Annotated in this window: 20 protein-coding genes and 1 pseudogene; 5 read left to right on the top strand and 16 right to left on the bottom strand. The window is 71.8% G+C overall.

Annotated features, from left to right (window positions below; genetic code table 11):
• Position 1 precedes the first annotated feature (1 nt).
• The 9 genes from KUTG_RS31545 to KUTG_RS31505 form a co-directional block, all read right to left on the bottom strand.
• A complete protein-coding gene (locus KUTG_RS31545) occupies positions 2-436 on the bottom strand; it encodes a DoxX family protein (RefSeq protein ID WP_043721926.1) in 435 nt (144 codons plus the stop codon).
• A gap of 305 nt (positions 437-741) precedes the next feature.
• Positions 742-1,905: an acyl-CoA dehydrogenase gene (locus tag KUTG_RS31540; protein WP_043721923.1), complete on the bottom strand. Its 1,164-nt coding sequence runs from the start codon at positions 1,903-1,905 to the stop codon at positions 742-744.
• Positions 1,906-1,959: 54 nt separating this feature from the next.
• Entirely contained in the window at positions 1,960-2,445 is a 486-nt protein-coding gene (gene purE / locus KUTG_RS31535; RefSeq protein WP_043731280.1) for a 5-(carboxyamino)imidazole ribonucleotide mutase, read from the bottom strand.
• Positions 2,446-2,468: 23 nt separating this feature from the next.
• Positions 2,469-3,662 (bottom strand): 5-(carboxyamino)imidazole ribonucleotide synthase, encoded by a 1,194-nt coding sequence (locus KUTG_RS31530; protein ID WP_043721922.1) that lies wholly within the window; start codon positions 3,660-3,662, stop codon positions 2,469-2,471.
• A gap of 7 nt (positions 3,663-3,669) precedes the next feature.
• Positions 3,670-4,581: a hypothetical protein gene (locus KUTG_RS31525; RefSeq protein WP_043721919.1), complete on the bottom strand. Its 912-nt coding sequence runs from the start codon at positions 4,579-4,581 to the stop codon at positions 3,670-3,672.
• Entirely contained in the window at positions 4,578-5,438 is an 861-nt protein-coding gene (locus KUTG_RS31520; RefSeq protein ID WP_043721916.1) for a hypothetical protein, read from the bottom strand. Before KUTG_RS31520 ends, KUTG_RS31525 begins: the two co-directional genes overlap by 4 nt.
• Positions 5,435-6,271 carry an ABC transporter ATP-binding protein gene (locus KUTG_RS31515; protein WP_043721914.1) on the bottom strand — a complete coding sequence of 279 codons (837 nt, stop codon included), beginning with the start codon at positions 6,269-6,271 and terminating at the stop codon, positions 5,435-5,437. The genes KUTG_RS31520 and KUTG_RS31515 overlap by 4 nt, the downstream gene beginning before the upstream one ends.
• Entirely contained in the window at positions 6,268-6,654 is a 387-nt protein-coding gene (locus KUTG_RS31510) for a GntR family transcriptional regulator (RefSeq protein WP_043721912.1), read from the bottom strand. The genes KUTG_RS31515 and KUTG_RS31510 overlap by 4 nt, the downstream gene beginning before the upstream one ends.
• A gap of 164 nt (positions 6,655-6,818) precedes the next feature.
• Positions 6,819-7,619, bottom strand: a complete 801-nt coding sequence (locus KUTG_RS31505) for a hypothetical protein (protein ID WP_052395622.1) — start codon at positions 7,617-7,619, stop codon at positions 6,819-6,821.
• A gap of 71 nt (positions 7,620-7,690) precedes the next feature.
• Between KUTG_RS31505 and KUTG_RS64115 the strand changes: the two are divergent.
• Positions 7,691-8,440: pseudogene (locus KUTG_RS64115) on the top strand (RNA polymerase sigma factor); the annotation flags it as partial.
• A 242-nt stretch (positions 8,441-8,682) separates the two neighbouring features.
• Here KUTG_RS64115 and KUTG_RS64110 read toward each other — a convergent pair.
• Positions 8,683-8,952 (bottom strand): hypothetical protein, encoded by a 270-nt coding sequence (locus tag KUTG_RS64110; protein ID WP_232241062.1) that lies wholly within the window; start codon positions 8,950-8,952, stop codon positions 8,683-8,685.
• 47 nt (positions 8,953-8,999) lie between these two features.
• Between KUTG_RS64110 and KUTG_RS64105 the strand changes: the two genes are divergently transcribed.
• The 3 genes from KUTG_RS64105 (at position 9,000) to KUTG_RS31490 (ending at position 11,213) form a co-directional block, all read left to right on the top strand.
• Positions 9,000-9,983 carry a COG1361 family protein gene (locus KUTG_RS64105; RefSeq protein WP_232241061.1) on the top strand — a complete coding sequence of 328 codons (984 nt, stop codon included), beginning with the start codon at positions 9,000-9,002 and terminating at the stop codon, positions 9,981-9,983.
• A gap of 179 nt (positions 9,984-10,162) precedes the next feature.
• The gene (locus KUTG_RS31495; RefSeq protein ID WP_084581400.1) at positions 10,163-10,657 is read left to right on the top strand and encodes a GtrA family protein; all 495 of its coding nucleotides are present in this window, start codon (positions 10,163-10,165) and stop codon (positions 10,655-10,657) included.
• Between the two features lie 46 nt (positions 10,658-10,703).
• Positions 10,704-11,213, top strand: coding sequence for a GtrA family protein (locus KUTG_RS31490; protein ID WP_052395621.1), 510 nt, complete (start codon positions 10,704-10,706; stop codon positions 11,211-11,213).
• A 95-nt stretch (positions 11,214-11,308) separates the two neighbouring features.
• Here KUTG_RS31490 and KUTG_RS31485 read toward each other — a convergent pair whose 3' ends face one another.
• From KUTG_RS31485 to KUTG_RS31475, 3 genes are all read right to left on the bottom strand, one after another.
• Positions 11,309-11,911, bottom strand: coding sequence for a DUF3800 domain-containing protein (locus tag KUTG_RS31485; protein ID WP_043721908.1), 603 nt, complete (start codon positions 11,909-11,911; stop codon positions 11,309-11,311).
• 105 nt (positions 11,912-12,016) lie between these two features.
• Positions 12,017-13,297, bottom strand: coding sequence for an ATP-binding protein (locus KUTG_RS31480; RefSeq protein ID WP_043721906.1), 1,281 nt, complete (start codon positions 13,295-13,297; stop codon positions 12,017-12,019).
• Between the two features lie 4 nt (positions 13,298-13,301).
• Positions 13,302-13,976, bottom strand: a complete 675-nt coding sequence (locus KUTG_RS31475; RefSeq protein WP_043721904.1) for a response regulator transcription factor — start codon at positions 13,974-13,976, stop codon at positions 13,302-13,304.
• 32 nt (positions 13,977-14,008) lie between these two features.
• Between KUTG_RS31475 and hisN the strand changes: the two genes are divergently transcribed.
• Entirely contained in the window at positions 14,009-14,791 is a 783-nt protein-coding gene (hisN, locus tag KUTG_RS31470; RefSeq protein ID WP_043721903.1) for a histidinol-phosphatase, read from the top strand.
• On the opposite strand, the gene KUTG_RS31465 is transcribed toward hisN, so the two are convergent.
• Genes KUTG_RS31465 through KUTG_RS64100 form a run of 3 tightly spaced genes read right to left on the bottom strand, consistent with a single transcriptional unit; the run spans position 14,788 to position 16,021 of the window.
• The gene (locus KUTG_RS31465; protein WP_052395620.1) at positions 14,788-15,111 is read right to left on the bottom strand and encodes a hypothetical protein; all 324 of its coding nucleotides are present in this window, start codon (positions 15,109-15,111) and stop codon (positions 14,788-14,790) included. The genes hisN and KUTG_RS31465 overlap by 4 nt on opposite strands.
• Entirely contained in the window at positions 15,108-15,845 is a 738-nt protein-coding gene (locus KUTG_RS31460) for a TNT domain-containing protein (RefSeq protein WP_052395619.1), read from the bottom strand. Before KUTG_RS31460 ends, KUTG_RS31465 begins: the two co-directional genes overlap by 4 nt.
• Entirely contained in the window at positions 15,842-16,021 is a 180-nt protein-coding gene (locus KUTG_RS64100) for a hypothetical protein (protein ID WP_043721900.1), read from the bottom strand. The genes KUTG_RS31460 and KUTG_RS64100 overlap by 4 nt, the downstream gene beginning before the upstream one ends.
• Between the last annotated feature and the right edge of the window lie 373 nt (positions 16,022-16,394).

The raw sequence follows: 16,394 nt of genomic DNA, 5'->3' as shown, positions 1-16,394 counted from the left end.
GTCAGGCCGAGGCCGGCTCCAGCGTGACGGCGTCCTTCTCCTTGGCACGGAACAAGAACCGGTCCAGGCTGTAGGCGCCGCCCGCGAAGCCGGCCAGCAGGCCGCCCACCAGCAGCACCAGCTCCAGCTGGCCGCCGGCCGGCGAGATCAGCGGCGCCCCCATCTTGGCGAACACGAACGCGCCGGCCATGTCGATCGCGATCAGCAGGCCCACCACCGGCAGGCCGATGCCCACGATCAGCGCCGCGCCGCCGACCACCTCCACCGTCGCCGCGAAGACCGCCGAGACGCCCGGCAGCGGCACGCCCATCTGCACGAAGCTCGCGGTCGTGCCGGAGATGCCGTACTCGAAGAACTTCTGCCAGCCGTGCATGATCAGCACGATTCCGACGGCGACGCGGGCCAGCAGTCCGGCGATGTTGCGCCCGTGTTCCACAGTGGACTCCTTACGAGTTGGTGATGACCCCTCGTAACCAGGACACCAGCGTCGTCACCACCCTTGCAACGTTCAGCCGATGACTCTGATGAACCTTCAAGGGCGCGCTGAGTGAACACCGAGCGGCCCGAATTCTCCCAAACGCCCCGTCGCCCGGCGTCCCGGTACCTACCGTCGAGCCATGGTGGAGGGGGTGGCCGAGGGCTGCCTGGGTTGCGCGGGCGAGCTGGCCCGAGGAGCCCCTCGGGAGTGAAGCGACGCCCGCCCGGTCGTCCGGGACCGGGCAGGCGCCACGAAAGGATGGATCAGCCGCGCAGGAGGGCGCGGGACATGACGACGCGCTGGATCTGGTTGGTGCCCTCGTAGATCTGGGTGATCTTGGCGTCGCGCATCATGCGCTCGACCGGGAAGTCACGGGTGTAGCCGGCGCCGCCGAAGAGCTGGACGGCGTCGGTGGTGACCTCCATGGCGACGTCGGAGGCGTAGCACTTGGCGGCGGCGGTGATGAAGCCGATGTTGGGCTCGCCCCGCTCGGCCTTGGCGGCGGCGACGTAGACCATGTGCCGGGCGGCTTCGATCTTCATGGCCATGTCGGCCAGCATGAACTGCACACCCTGGAAGTCGCCGATGGCCTTGCCGAACTGCTTGCGTTCCTTGACATAGCCGATGGCGGCCTCAAGTGCGCCCTGGGCGATGCCGACGGCCTGGGCGCCGATGGTGGGGCGGGTGTGGTCGAGGGTCCGCAGCGCGGTCTTGAGGCCGGTGCCGGGCTCGCCGATGATCCGGTCGGCGGGAATGGAGCAGTCCTCGAAGTAGATCTCCCGCGTGGGCGAGCCCTTGATGCCGAGCTTGCGCTCCTTGGTGCCGACCGAGAAGCCGGGGTCGTCCTTGTGCACGACGAAGGCCGAGATGCCGTTGGACGGCTTGGCGGCGTCGGGGTCGGTCACGGCCATGACGGTGTACCAGGTGGACTCGCCGGCGTTGGTGATCCAGCACTTGGTGCCGTTGAGCACCCAGTGGTCGCCGTCGAGCCGGGCCCGGGTCTTCATGGACGCGGTGTCGCTGCCGGCCTCGCGCTCGCTCAGCGCGTAGGAGGCCATGGCCTCGCCGCTGGCGATCGAGGGCAGCACCTGGCGCTTGAGCTCGTCGGACGCGGCCAGGATGATCGGCATGGTGCCGAGCTTGTTCACGGCCGGGATCAGCGAGGACGAGGCGCAGACGCGGGCGACCTCCTCGATGACGATGCAGGTGGCGACCGAGTCGGCGCCCTGCCCGTCGTACTCCTCGGGCACGTGCACGGCGGCGAAGCCGGACTTGACCAGGGCGCCGAGCGCCTCGCGCGGGAACCGCTCCTGGTCGTCGACCTCGGCCGCGAACGGCGCGATCTCCTTGTCCGCCAGGGCACGGATCGCCTGTCGCAGCTCCTCGTGCTCCTCGGCCAACTGGTAGGTGCCGAAGTCGGGGTTCACCGCACGCCTCCTGTTACCAACGAGTAGCAACGTTGCTGACAGGCATGTTAGCGGTCATTCACCTAGCTGCGCCTGTGCCTTGCGTCGCAGCGCGTCGTCCTTCTCCAGCACGAGCTGCTCCAGGTCGGCCTGGAACCTGGCCATCCGGGCCTGCAGCGCGGGGTCGGCGGCGGCCAGGATCCGCACCGCGAGCAGGCCGGCGTTGCGCGCGCCGCCCACGGAGACGGTGGCCACCGGCACACCGGCCGGCATCTGCACGATGGACAGCAGCGAGTCCATCCCATCGAGGTACTTCAGCGGCACGGGCACGCCGATCACCGGCAGCACGGTCGCGGAGGCGACCATGCCGGGCAGGTGCGCGGCGCCGCCGGCGCCGGCGATGACGACCCGCAGACCACGGCCCGCGGCGTCGCGGGCGTAGTCGAGCATGCGCTGCGGCGTCCGGTGCGCGGACACGACGCTGACCTCGTAGGGCACGTCGAACTCGGCCAGCGCCTGCGTCGCGGCCTCCATGACGGGCCAGTCCGAGTCGCTGCCCATGATCACGCCAACCAGCGCCACCGCTACTTACCTCCGTGGATGTCGTACCCGTCGGCCCACTCGGCCTCGGCCAGCCAGCCGGCGGCCAGCGTCGCCCGCCGCCGGCACTCGGTCATGTCGTCGCCGAGCACGGTCACGTGCCCGACCTTGCGGCCCGGCCGCTCGGCCTTGCCGTACAGGTGGACGTGCACGTCCCGGAACCGCGCGAACAGGTGGTGCAGCCGCTCGTCGACGCCCATCTTGGGTGCGGCGGCCGCGCCCAGCACGTTGGCCATCACCACGGCCGGGGCGACGTTGTCGGTCGCGCCCAGCGGGTAGTCCAGCACGGCCCGCAGGTGCTGCTCGAACTGCGAGGTCCGGGCGCCCTCGATGGTCCAGTGGCCGGAGTTGTGCGGGCGCATCGCCAGCTCGTTGACGAGCACGCCGTCACGGGTGTCGAACAGCTCGACGGCCAGCACCCCGACCACGCCGAGCGCGTCGGCGATGCGCAGGGCCAGCTCCTGGGCGGCCTCGGACTCCTCGACCGGCACGTCCGGCGCGGGGGCCAGCACCTCGACGCAGATGCCGTCGGACTGCACGGTCTGCACCAGCGGCCAGGTCGCGCCCTGCCCGAACGGGGAGCGGGCGACCAGCGCGGCGAACTCCCGGCGCATCGGCACGCACTGCTCGACCAGCAGCGGCGTGCCGGCCTCCAGCAGCTCGGGCACCACGTTGTGGGCGCTCTGCGGCTGGTTGAGCATCCACACGCCGCGGCCGTCGTAGCCGCCGCGGGCTGCCTTGAGCACGCAGGGCCAGCCGTGCGCCGCGCCGAAGCTCAGCACGTCGCCGACCGAGTTGACCTCGGCGAACGGCGGGATCGGCAGCTCCAGCTCGGCCAGCTTGCGGCGCATCACCAGCTTGTCCTGGGCGTGCACCAGGGCGTCCGGGCCCGGGAACACCTTGACGCCCTCGGCCACCAGGACGCGCAGGTGCTCGGTAGGCACGTGCTCGTGGTCGAAGGTGAGCACGTCGCAGCCCTTGGCGAACTCGCGGAGCGCTTGGAGATCGGTGTGATGGCCGAGCATGACGTCCGGCGTGACCAGCGGGGCCGGTTCGTCCGCGGTGACCGAGAGCACACGCAGTGCCTGGCCGAGCGGGATCGCGGCTTGGTGCGTCATCCTGGCGAGCTGGCCGCCGCCCACCATGCCGACGACGGGGAGACCGGTGCGAGAGTCCACGGTTTGGTCAGCCTACCCGTGTGGTGCGGCGCACTCGTGCCCAGGCCAGTCCGGCCAGTCCGACGGTCAGCACCGCGTAGGCGATCACCTCCGCCCACTTGAGCGTGCCGAGCCGGTCGAAAGGCTGGTAGTCGACGTAACTGTGCTGCGCGCCGTGCTCGGTCAGACACTGCTGATCGCCGCAGACCACGGACGGCGTGATCGGGTTGCCGGCGGCGTCCAGGTAGCCGTTCGACACCTGGCCCGCACCCGACGGCAGGGCCGCGGCGTCCCCGATGCCCACGACCATCCGCTCCGCCGGCAGCCACCGCAGCACCGTGGTGGCGATGGCCAGCCGGACCACCAGGAACAGGGCCAGCGTGGTGCCCATGGCCAGCAGCGTCCGGCGCAGCAGCACGCCGACTGCCGCGCCCAGGGCCAGCCCGAACAGCGCGTGCATGACCTGGATCGGCGGCCACAGCTCAAGCGTCTGGTACGGGCCGACGTTGCCCCACACGCCGCTCACCCGCATGGCCCCGACCAGCAGCCAGCTGATCGCCGCGAGCGGCACGGCCAGCAGCAACGTCGCCCCGGTGAGCAGCGCGGCGCGGCTGCCGAGCCACCGCTCGGGCGACACGTCCTGGCCCCACGCGACGAGATAGGTGCGCTGCTCGTACTCACGGGAGAGCATCGGCGCGCCCCAGAACACGGCGACCAGCCCGGCCAGGACCGGCGGCCCGTAGGTGAGCACGCTGTCGATGTGCCCCAACTGGCCGCCGAGCGCGCCAGCCACGCCGATCCAGCAGTCGTGCTCGCCGCATGCGGCGTTGAGCTCCTGCACGGACGACCAGAACGTGATCATCAGCAGCCCCAGCGCGACCACGAACACCGCCGCGCCGATCAACGCGGCCCGGTGCTGACGCCAGGTGAGCCAGGTCATCGGGTGGTCTCCCGTCGGCGCAGCACCAGCCAGGCCGCCGCCAGCAGCGCAATGGCAAGCACCGCGTAGCCCCCGAACTCGACGAGCCGGAGGTCGGTGAGCCGGCTCGCCGGCTGGATGTCGACGAACGAGCGCACGATGCCGTGCGCCACCAGGCACTGGTCCTGCGCGGCGATCACCGGATGCTCGCCGACGCACACCGACTGCACGGCCGACGCCGCCAGCTCGTTGCCGTCACGGTCGAGGTATCCGCCCGCCACGAACATCACGTCCAGCGGCCGCACCTTGTCGAGCAGCCGCAACGGCGGCAGCAGATGGGGCCGGGCGATCACGCCGACGTACAGCCGCAGCGCGGCGTAGGCGACGAGCGTGATTCCCATCGACAGCACCACGTTCCGCGTCAACACGCCGACGAGCACCCCGAGCGCGAACCCGGCGATCACGGTGGCCAGCTGCAACGGCAGCCACAGGTCGTAGTCGGGCATGGCCTGGATTGCCGTGCCACGCATGCGATCCAGCGTCAGCCGCGCCACCACGTTCACGACGAACATGAGCACCACTACCGGAAGCAGCAGGTGTGCCACGCGCAACGCCAACCACCGCGTCGCCGGGCGATCCTGGGACCACAGCACAAGGTGTGTGCGTTGCTCGTATTCACGCGCCACCAGCGGCGCGCCCCAGAACACCGCCACCACAACGGCAAAGGCCGGCGGGCCGAGCGTGAGGGCCACCCGCGCGCCGGTCATGGTGACCGGGCCGTTCACGTTCAGGGTCAGCAGCACGGCCGCGGCGATCAGCACCAGCGCCGCGCCGACGAGCACCTTGACGCGCTCGATCCGCCACGTCAGCCAGGTCATGCCGCCACCGTCCAGCCGGCGGACAGCCGGGCCAGCACCACTTCCTCCAGCGTGGCCGGCCGAACCGTCCACGGCTCGTCCACGGGCGCGTCGCCCTGCAGCACGAACGTGGACTGGCCGCCGGCGTGGCTGGCCTGCACGATCCGGCCCGGCACCGGCGGCTCCGGCGACCGCGGCCCGATATAGACGCGATGCTCGGCCAACAGGTCGTCGACGTCGCCGGACATCAGCAGCGCGCCGTCCGCGAGCAGCAGCAGGTGATCGGCGACGCCGCTGAGCTCGGCCACCACGTGCGTGGACATCACCATCGTCATGCCGGTGTCCGCGACCTCGGTCAACAGCTCGTTGATGACGGCGCGACGGGCCAACGGGTCCAGATCGGACAGTGGCTCGTCCAGCACCAGCAGCGAGGGCCGGGAGCCGACCGCCACCGCGAACGCCACCTGCGCCTGCTGCCCGCCGGACAACTTGCCGCAGGGCCGGCCCGGCGGCACGTCGAAGCGGGTCAGCCAGTCGATCGCGCGCCCCTGGTCCCACTGGCGGTTCAGCTTGGCGCCGACGCGAAGCATGTCCAGCGGCGTGAAGTTGCGGTAGAGCGGCTTGTCCTGCGCCACGAACGCGACGCGGCCACCGCGGGGCAGCCGCACCTCGCCCTCGGTCGGCTGGAGCAGCCCGGCGATCATGGTGAGCAGCGTCGTCTTGCCGGCGCCGTTGGTGCCGACCAGCGCCGCCACCCGCCCCTCGGGCAGCTCGAACGAACAGTCCCGCAGCGCCCATGTGGCGCGGTAGCGCTTGCCAAGCCCGTGGGCGGCCAGCGCGAGGCCGTCGGTCATTCCCTCTCCCTGTCCGGGTCCAGAGCGGTACGCAGCAGCGCGTACACGTCCTCGTCCTCCAACCCGGCCTGGCGGGCCCGGCTCAGCCACCCGGCCAGCTCCTCGTAGAGCTGGCCGAGCGCCTCGCGGTCGCCCGTGCCCAGACCGGCCTTGACGAATGTGCCGGCGCCCTGCCGGGCCTCCACCAGCCCGGCGAACTCCAGCTCGCGATACGCCTTGAGCACCGTGTTCGGGTTCACCCCGCTGGTGGCGACCACCTCGCGGACCGCGGGCAGCCGGTCGCCCGGCGCCAGCCAGCCCAGCCGCAGCGCCTCACGCACCTGCTGCGCGATCTGGAGGTACGCCGGCAGGCCACTGCCCCGGTCCACCCGGAACTCGACCACGTCGCATCCCCTCGTGCCCGATATTGTGTCACTCGACTAACACACTAACACGCTTGGGCGCGCAGAAAACCCGGCTCGGCCGAGGGCCGAGCCGGGCTGGGACGTGCCAGGGACCACGCGACCGGACGTGACAGGGAGCTTGACGTCCGGTCGCGCGGGGCCTTTCAGCCGCCCAGGTGGGCGAGCAGCTCACCGGCCTCGAGATGGCACTCGGGCAGCATCTCCGGCCACACGCTGGGGGTTCCGACCTCGTGCAGGTGCGGGTCGACGGACAGTCTTCGGGCCAGTAACCAGCGCACTCTGGCCAGGCGGGTGTTCATCCGCCCGTCGCGCCGGGCCAGCACGCCCGCCACCGAGGGACCGATCAGCGACACGGTCTCGCCGCCGGGGAAGACCTCGCGCAGCACCTGGGCCACCAGCACCATCGCCACCGACCGGGTCCAGCCCTCGACGGCGGACAGGTCAAGACCGACCAAGAGGAGCACGTGGTCGTCGGCGGCGTCGTCGCGGTACACCTCACCGAGGCGGGTACGCAGGTAGCAGGTGGTGGTCATGCCGGTCATGGCGTCGACGGCCTCGCGGGTGCCGAGCTGGTCGGCGGCGGCGTCGGCCCAGCCGAGCGCGGTCGCCCGCAGCAACTTGGACGGGGTGGCATCGGGGTCGGGAGAGACCAACGCCTCCCTGGACGTGAGCACGGCGTGCAGCGCGGCCAGGTCGAGCAGCGTCTCGTCCAGACCGGCCCCGGACTTGGCCCGGGCCCGGCCGAGCGCCGGCGCCACCTCGATCAGGTCGGCCCCGGTCACCACCGCCGCGCACACCTCGTCGACCTCGGCCAACGCCCAGTCGCTCGGGAACGGCCACCCGGACGCCAGGCTCGCGGAGCGCCACCGGGACCGTAGTGTGCACAGCGCGTCACGGTGATCGTCTCGGCCGATCAGTGACGAGGCAGCAGAACGCGCAACCACTCGCCGCGCTCCTCTCTACTCCGGACGGGTCGTCCGTCGACCCGATGTTGTGACGGTCCGCGAACCGGGGCATGACGCGGTTCCCCTCACCCGAATTGGTTCCCGGCGTGACGGCGGGCCCGGGATTCCGTCACACTGTGTCCCCTCAGCAGGGATGGAGGCGGGGACCGGTGGCAACAGCTCCTCTGAATGTGCCTGGTCCCAGCGACGCGGAACTGATCGACTCGGTCCGCGGCGGGAACACGGAGGCGTACGGCTCGCTGTACGAGCGGCACGTCGGCGCTGCCTACAACCTGGCCCGCCAGCTCACCCGTTCGACGGCAGAAGCGGACGACCTGGTGGCCGAGGCGTTCGCCAAGGTGCTGGACACGCTGCGAGACGGCCGCGGCCCCGATTCGGCGTTTCGCGCCTACCTGCTGACCGCCCTGCGGCACACGGCTTACGACAAGACGCGGCGGGACCGCAAGCTGGAGCTGGCCGAGGACGTCACCACGGTGGCCAGCCCCGAGGCCATCAGCGTGCAGTTCAAGGACACCGCCGTGTCCGGGCTGGAGCGCTCGCTCGCCGCGAAGGCGTTCGCCCGGCTGCCCGAGCGCTGGCAGGCCGTGCTGTGGCACACCGAGATCGAGGGCATGTCGCCCGCGGACGTCGCCCCGCTGCTGGGGCTGACCGCGAACGGCGTGTCCGCGCTGGCGTACCGGGCGCGTGAGGGCCTGCGGCAGGCGTACCTCCAGGTGCACCTCGCGGAGAGCACTGCCGACCGGTGCCGCGCGACCGTCGACCGCCTCGGCGCGTGGACGCGTGGCGGCCTGTCGAAGCGTGAGACGGCCCAGGTGGAGACGCACCTGGACGAGTGCGAACGGTGCCGTGCCCTCGCCGCCGAGCTGGCCGATGTGAACGGTGCCCTGCGCGCGGTCATCGCGCCGCTGGTGCTGGGCGTCGGCGCCGCCGGCTACCTCGCCACCATCGGCGCCTCCACGGCAAAGGCCGCGACCGTGCTCGCCGCCGGTGCCGGCGCTGCTGGTGCGGGCGGCGCTGCCGGTGCTGCGAGCTCCGTGCCGCGTCAGATGATCGGTGTCGGCGCCTCCGCCGCCGCGCTGGTCGCGGTTGTCGTGCTGGCGTTGACGTCGGGGCAGAGCACGCCCATCACCGCCAACGCCTCGTCACCGCCGGTTTCCCCCGACTGCGACGACCGCGCCGGTCTCGCCGACTCAGCAGCCGCCGCCTCCGCCGCCGTCGTCGACCACGTCGCCGCCGCCGTCTTCGACAACGCCCAGCAGTCCGTCGTCGCCGCCTCCGGTCGTTCCGCCGCCGACCACGACGACTCCCGCACCGAAGGCGGACCTCGTTCCGTCCGTCCCCGGGCAGCCGATCAGCCTCGTGCCAGGCGGGCCGTCCGTCGAGCTGCCGGTCACCGTGACCAACAACGGCAACGGCCCGTCCGACCCGGTCACGGCGACGCTGAACCTGCCGCCCGGCGTCACCGCCGCGCCCGGCGGCCCGCAGTCGTTCGCGGCCAGGGACCTGCTCGCCGCCGACGGCAAGCAATCCATCAGCTGCACCGGCGGCACCGGCACCATCAGCTGCGCCACGGCCGCCGGGCTGGCGCCGGGCGAGACCGTGACCTTCCGGTTCCAGCTCAGCGCCGGGCTCGACGCCACCGGCGGCCAGATCACCGGCTCGATCATGGCCGGCACCGGCATGGCCATCCAGCTCACCGACGTGGTCGTGCAGGTCCGTCAGCTCGACGACCTGGACCTCACGGCGCAGGTGTGGCACCACGACTTCTGGTCGCCGCGGGTGGACGTGTCCGTGACCAACCGGAGCACGCACGCCGGCGCCGCCACCGTGACCGTGAACGCGCCGAAGGACGGCTGGCTGTTCACGCTCGCTCCGTGCAAGCAGGACGGCGAGCAGATCAACTGCCAGTTCGACCTGGCGCGGGGGCAGACCACGCGGTTCAGCGTGTGGGTGTTCCGCTGGCACCACCGCGACGACGCCCTGGAGATCGCCGCGTCGCTGGGCAGCGCGCACAAGGTGATCAGCGTGCCGCTGAACTGCGACCCCGGTGGCGAGCTGCCGCCGGTGCCGCTGCCGCCCGGCGACCCGGTGACGCCGACGACGTCCATGACGCTGCCGACGATCCCGTCGACGACCACCAAGTCGCCGACGACCACCAAGCCGCCCACACAGACGACCAAGCCGTCGCCGCCGCCGTCTCAGACCACCGTGCCGCCGCCCCGGACGACGACCACCACGCCGCCGCCGGAGACGACGAGCCCGTCATCCAGCACGCCGCCGCCTCCGCGCAGCGATCCCGGGCTGTGTCTGCCGCTGCTCGACCCACGGTGGCCGTACTGCTGACGGACGGGTCCGACAGCACGCCGACAGCCTGCCCAAACGGCCTCAATCGGGCACTGAGGGTGACCGGATGAACCCTCTCAGGCGGCTGTTCGTACACTGCGGTCGTGTCGTCCGTCGTGCGGTTCGTGTTCAAGTTCTTCCCGGCGCCCCTGCGCGCGTTGATCATCAAGCACCGCGAGATGGTGCGCTTCGCCATCGTCGGCGGCACCACGTTCGTCATCACCAACGTGGTCTGGTACGGCCTCAAGCTGACCGTGCTGGACACCAAGCCGATCACCGCGCAGGCCATCGGCATCGTGGTCGCCACGATCGTGTCGTACGTGCTCAGTCGCGAGTGGTCCTTCCAGACCCGCGGCGGACGTGAGGGAGCCCACGAGGCCGCCCTGTTCTTCCTGGTCAGCGCCATCTGCGTGGGCATCAACCTGATGCCGACCCTGGTCTCCCGCTACGTGTTCGGGCTCCAGGTGCCGGCCGTCAGCATGCCGGTGCAGGAGCTGTCCGACTTCTTCTTCGGCTCCATCGTCGGCACCCTGCTGGCCATGGTGTTCCGCTGGTGGGCGCTGAAGAAGTTCGTCTTCCCCGACGCCGACGTGCGCCCCGAGCGGGGCGGCGGCGTCGCGCACCTGCGTGCCGTCAAGGACGACGAGGACGGCCGGTCGTCGCAGGTGGCCTAGCCCGGTCGGGCGGACACCTGCGGTTTTCGTCCCTACACTCGGCGACGTGTCCCTAGGCGAAACCCTCATCAGGCGCGTGCCGGAGCCGTTCCGGTCGTTCGCGCTCAAGCACCGCGAGCTGGTGAAGTTCGCCGTGGTCGGCGGCACCTGCTTTGTCATCGACACGGCGATCTTCCTGGGGCTCAAGACCACCGTCCTGGCGACCCACCCGGTCACCGCGAAGATCATCGCCACGCTGATCGCCACCATCGTGTCGTACATCCTCAACCGCGAGTGGTCCTTCCGCACCCGAGGCGGCCGCGAGCGCCCGCACGAGGCCGCCCTGTTCTTCCTGGTCAGCGGCGTCGGCGTGGCCCTCAACTCGGTGCCCCTGTGGGTGTCCCGCTACGTCCTGCTGCTCGACCACAACCACCTCACCCCCTTCGGCGTCCAGGTCGCCGACTTCGTCAGCGCCCAGATCGTCGGCACCCTGCTGGCCATGGCCTTCCGCTGGTGGGCCTTCAAGAAGTTCGTCTTCCCCGACGCCAACGCCCGCCCTCGGTTGGTGAAGGACTAGGGCGTTTGGGGTATTGTCGGGGGTGGGAGTTCGACGTCTTGGGCGTCGGGCGAGACGCAGAGCCAGGTGACCTGGGGCATACCGGGAGCCTGGCTCTACGCATGTCCGCACCCGGTGTCGATCGTGATCTCGTACAGGCAGTTGTCCAGCAGGTCACGCGGAGCCGGCCGGCCCAGTCGATGGGCGCGGACCGCGCCGGCCACCATGTCGGCGGCCCACAGCAGCGGATCCACCGCGCCGAACCGGTGGCTGACCCGGAACTCGGGGCGGTCGGTCAAGCCGTAGCGAGCGCCGATCACCGTATGCACGTCGCGCCGGTTCAGCTCCGCCTCGCGGGCCTCCATGACCAGCTCGGTCACGCCGAGGCTGTGTAGTTCACCGACCAGCCGGGTCAGGCAGATCGCACGGGCCCGTTCCTGCCGCCGCTGCGGCACGGGCGTGCCGACCGTGACCACGTGGAAGCCCTCGATGTCGGCGACCTGCTTGGCCGCGGCTTCCTGCTGGTACGGATCGAGATGGTTCCAATGCAGCTTGTCCGTGGCTCGGCGGCTACGCAGCCTGCTCCGTAGTTCCAGCATGGTCTCGCGCACCTGGTCATGGATGGCGGGCGGGAAGACGGCGGCGGCGAGCACGTAGAAGCCGTGGACGGGGTCCTCCTGGAAGGACTCGTCCGCGAACGCGGTCAGGGCGACGGACACCCGATGAGGCTAAACGGACTAACCGACAACATCTTTCGGGCCAATGTGCTCAAGTCCCTGCCCGAAACCGTATTTCGGTGTGCCGGAGAGCGTGACTCGCGGGGGTCAGCGGGGGCCGGGGTCGGCGCGCCAGCCTACGCCGGCCAGGACGTCGTCGGGTTTGGGGACGGGGAGGAAGATCAGGAAGGTGGCGGGGCGGGGGGTGGCCAGCTGCATGCGACCACCGTCGGCGTCGACGAGGGCACGGGCGAGGGCCAGGCCGACGCCGGTGGAGCCGTGGCCGGAGACGCCGCGTTCGAAGATGTGGCTGGCGAGCTCGTCGGGGACGCCGGAGCCGTTGTCGGTGACCTCGATGACGGCGGTGCCCTCGCCGGTGCGGGCGGTGAGGGTGACGGTGCCGCCGCCGTGCTGGAGGGCGTTGTCGAGCAGGACGCCGATGGCCTCGCGCAGGCGGGCGGGGGTGGCCCGGACGACGAGGGTGTCGGGCACCTTCATGCGCAGGAAGCGGCCGTCGGCCCGGAGGCGCTGACGCCACTCCTCGACGATGGTGGGCAGCTCGGTGGCCAGGTCGAGGGGCTCGGCGCCGAGGGCACGGGCGGCGCGGGCGGCGGCGAGGAGCTCGTCGAGGACCTCGGCCAGGCGGTCGGCCTGCTCAAGCGCGGCGCCGGCCTCGGCGGCGGTCTCCTGGTCGGGGTGCATGGCCAGGGCCTCCAACCGCAGCTGGAGGGCGGTGAGCCGGCTGCGCAGCTGGTGGGAGACGTCGCCGACGAGTTCACGCTCACGGGTGACGAGCTGCGCGAGGGCGGCGGCGGAGGTGTCGAGGGCCTCGGCGAGGGCGTCGAGCTCCTGCACGCCGTGGCGGCGGGCGTCGGGGCGGAAGTCGCCGGCGCCGAGGCGGGTGGCCCGCTCGGCTACGTGCTGGAGGGGCTCGGCCAGTCGCCGGGCGGTGAGGGTGGCGACGACGGTGCCGATGCTGACGGACAGCACGAGCAGCAGCAGCACCAGCCCGCCCTCGCTGAGCTGGGTGCTGCGCATGTCGCTGTCCGAGATGGACAGTTCGACGGTGCCGGCCGGCACGATGCTGGAGGACGCCGAGATCTGGCCCCCGCTGATGGGCGAGCGCAGGGTGCTGACCTTGCCGTCGGGGCCGGTCAGCCGCACGTAGGCCTGTTTCTGCACGGCGATCTCGATCGCCTTGAGGTCGAACGCCCGCGACTTGGCCCACTGCTCGTCGAGCAGGTCGGCGACGCGGGCGGCGTTCTCCTGCACCTGGGCCCGCGCGTTGCCCTCGACGAGCAGCACGGTCGTGTAGACCAGCGGGCCGCCCAGCGCGAGCCCGGTGACGGCGACCGCGAGCAGGATCGCCTGGAGGATCTTCTTGCGCATGCGGCTACTCGGAGTTGAAGCGGAACCCGACGCCGCGCACGGTGGCGATCCGGCGCTCGGCGGCCTTGGGCGAGCCGTCGCCCAGCTTCCGGCGCAGCCACGACATGTGCATGTCGAGGGTCTTGCTGCTCTTCAGCTCGGGCCCGCTCCAGACGTCGGAGAGGATGTCCTCCCTGGTCACGACCTGGCCGGCGTGCTGCATGAGCACCCGCAGCAGCTCGAACTCCTTGTTGGCCAGCTGGAGCTCACGCCCGTCCACGGTGACGCGCCGGGCGGCCAGGTCCATGCGCACGCCGTTGACCTCGACGGTGCCGGGGGCGCGGCGGCGCAGCAGGGCCCGGATCCGGGCCAGCAGCTCGGCCAACCGGAACGGCTTGGCCACGTAGTCGTCGGCGCCGGCGTCGAGCCCGACCACGAAGTCGACCTCGTCGGCCCGGGCGGTCAGCATCAGCACCGGCACGCTGCGGCCGCCGGCACGCAGTCTCCGGCACACCTCCAGCCCGTCCATGCCGGGCAGCCCCAGGTCCAGCACGAGCAGGTCCACGCCGCCGGCGGTGGCCGCGTCCAGCGCTGCCGGCCCGTCCCCGACGACGTGCACGGCGTAGCCCTCGCGGTTGAGGGCACGCGACAGCGGATCGGCGATCGCCGGGTCGTCCTCGGCCAGCAGTACCACGCTCACGTGCTCAGCCTAGGCGTGACAACATCCAACCCGTGTCAACCTTTGGTGCTGATTTGGCGCTGGCGTTGCGCCTGGCGGACGCGGCCGATGCGATAACACTGTCCCGGTTCCGGGCTCGGGACCTGCGCGTAGAGCGCAAACCGGACCGAACGCCGGTGACCGACGCGGATATCGCCGTCGAGGACGCGGTGCGGGAGCTGCTCGCCGCTGAGCGCCCGGACGACGCGATCCTGGGCGAGGAGCGCGGCGGCAGCGCCGGACCTGGGCGGACGTGGGTGCTGGACCCGATCGACGGCACCAAGAACTTCCTGCGCGGGGTGCCGGTCTGGGGCACGCTGATCGCGCTGGTGGTGGACGGCCTGCCGCAGGTCGGCCTGTGCAGCGCGCCGGCGCTGGGCCGCCGCTGGTGGGCGGCGGCGGGCGAGGGCGCGTGGACGTCGGACCCGCTGGCCGAGCCGCGAAAGATCTCCGTCTCGGGCGTGTCGGACCTGGCCGACGCCTATCTGACGACGACGGACCTCGGCGCGTGGACGCAGTACCACTCGCGGGAGGCCTACCTGCGGCTGGCCGACGCCTGCTGGGAGAGCCGGGCGTTCGGCGACTTCTGGTCGCACTGCCTGGTCGCCGAGGGCGTGATGGACGTCGCCGCGGAGGCCATCGTCAATCCGTGGGACGTGGCGTTCGCGCAGATCCTGGTCACCGAGGCGGGTGGCCGCTTCACCGACCTGTCGGGCAAGCCGGACTATTCGGCCGGCTCGGCGCTGAGCACGAACGGCGTTCTGCACGACGACGCGCTGCGGCTGCTGGCTCGCTAGGCCGGAGTGGGCGGCGCCTGCTCGGCAGCGGGCGCCGCCTCGGCCACGGCCGGCAGCACGCCCACAGCCCCTCGGGCGACCTGGGCCCAGGTCAGGCGGCCGAACAGGTAGTGGCACGCCACCTGCTCGTTGGTGAAGCGGGCCCAGTCGTAGCGATTGCCCTGCTCACGCCAGAACACCTCCCAGGTGACGGCGTTGTCCTCGCCGACGGGCTCCTCGCGCAGCAGGCACCAGGCGTTGTCGGCCTCGGTGCCGACGGAGATCACCTCGGCGGGCACGCCGACGGTCTCGAGCCACGTGGTGATCGACTCGACGTTCATGCGACAGCCTCCAGAAAGCCCAGCGCGACGAGGTCGGCGGCGGGATAGACGGACCGGTAGCGGACGCCGCCGCCGGTCTGGCCGAACCAGGCGGCGCTGATGGTCTGCCACATGGGCAGCGGGGCGAGCACCCGGTACCGGCGGTAGCCGGCATCGAGGTGCTCGGGCGGCAGCGAGCGCTGGGTGAACGGGGTGCCCTCGGCGCCGAAGACGCGTCCCTCGGGCGTGCCGAAGCGATCGATGACCACGCCGGGTTCGAGCACCACGGCCTCGCCGGCGTCGCAGCCGCCCTCGGGGAACAGCTCGCCGGGCGGCCACGCGTACTCGGCGCGGCGGTCCTCCGCGCCGGCGCGGACGAGGAACCGGCGGTCCCAGTCACGTTCGTTCTCGCCGCCGAGCGGGTCGTAGCCCTCGGCCAGCTCGTCGCCGTCACGCGGTTCGGGCGCCTCGGCCCGCGTCGAGCCGAGGGCCTGGATGAGCCCGGACTCGGGGTGGTCGTGCGGCGGAAACCGCAGGCCAGCGGCGTAGTCGACCTCGGCCGCCGGTGGCGGCAGCTGGCGCGCGGGTCGCGAGCTTTTATTGGGCATGTGCCCGATAGGGAACATGTAGACCAGGAACAGCCCGGGCGCGACGGTCGGCTTCCTCACCACAGGCTTCATCACGGCCGCGGCCGCGGCGCGATGGTCGTCGATGTAGACGCCGGCGACGTCGCCGGGACGCCGCGTCGTGTTCACGACGGCAGCGGCCCCGGCGGCGTTTCCGGGCTGCTGCGCATAGCCAGCACCAGCGCCGGACTGGCCGGCACCGGGCTGACCAGCGACAACACCACCGGCGGCACCCCCAGCGCCGCCGGCGACCGAACCCCCGACAGCAGGCCCGCCGGCCACAGGACCGCCCGGAACAGCACCACCGGGAGCGCCAGGCTGGATCACCGCGGGCTGCCCCGGAGCCCCGGGAACGCCCGGCTGACCGAAGGCCGGCGGCACGGTCCCTCGGGTCACCGGCATCCCCGGCGGCGGCGCACTCTGTGCCGGCCCCGAGCCGATGCTGGGCGAGTTGTCCGCGGCCGGCGGCGTCCAATAACTGCCCCCGCCACCGGTAGATGGCGGCTGGTACGTGGGCGCCTCGGGCGCCGGCGGGCGAGTAGACGGGCGCGGCGGCGGACTGCACGGTCGTCCCCTGCGGCGCGTGTGGCGGCGGCACGTGCACCGGCCCGGTCGGCGTGGGATCCGAGTAGACGGGCGGCGGCGAATACCCGCCGCCGTAGTTCGGAGCAGGCGCGG

The sequence above is a fragment of the Kutzneria sp. 744 genome (assembly GCF_000568255.1).
Lineage (GTDB): Bacteria > Actinomycetota > Actinomycetes > Mycobacteriales > Pseudonocardiaceae > Kutzneria.
This window is presented reverse-complemented; position numbering and strand designations above follow the sequence as displayed.

Coding starts and splice junctions, on each gene's coding strand:
- KUTG_RS31465 (WP_052395620.1), bottom strand. CDS start 15,111: ATGAACGTCGAGTCGATCACCACGTGGCTCGAGACCGTCGGCGTGCCC.
- purE (WP_043731280.1), bottom strand. CDS start 2,445: ATGGGCAGCGACTCGGACTGGCCCGTCATGGAGGCCGCGACGCAGGCG.
- KUTG_RS31520 (WP_043721916.1), bottom strand. CDS start 5,438: ATGACCTGGCTGACGTGGCGGATCGAGCGCGTCAAGGTGCTCGTCGGC.
- KUTG_RS31480 (WP_043721906.1), bottom strand. CDS start 13,297: ATGCGCAAGAAGATCCTCCAGGCGATCCTGCTCGCGGTCGCCGTCACC.
- KUTG_RS31495 (WP_084581400.1), top strand. CDS start 10,163: ATGGTGCGCTTCGCCATCGTCGGCGGCACCACGTTCGTCATCACCAAC.
- KUTG_RS31515 (WP_043721914.1), bottom strand. CDS start 6,271: ATGACCGACGGCCTCGCGCTGGCCGCCCACGGGCTTGGCAAGCGCTAC.
- KUTG_RS31525 (WP_043721919.1), bottom strand. CDS start 4,581: ATGACCTGGCTCACCTGGCGTCAGCACCGGGCCGCGTTGATCGGCGCG.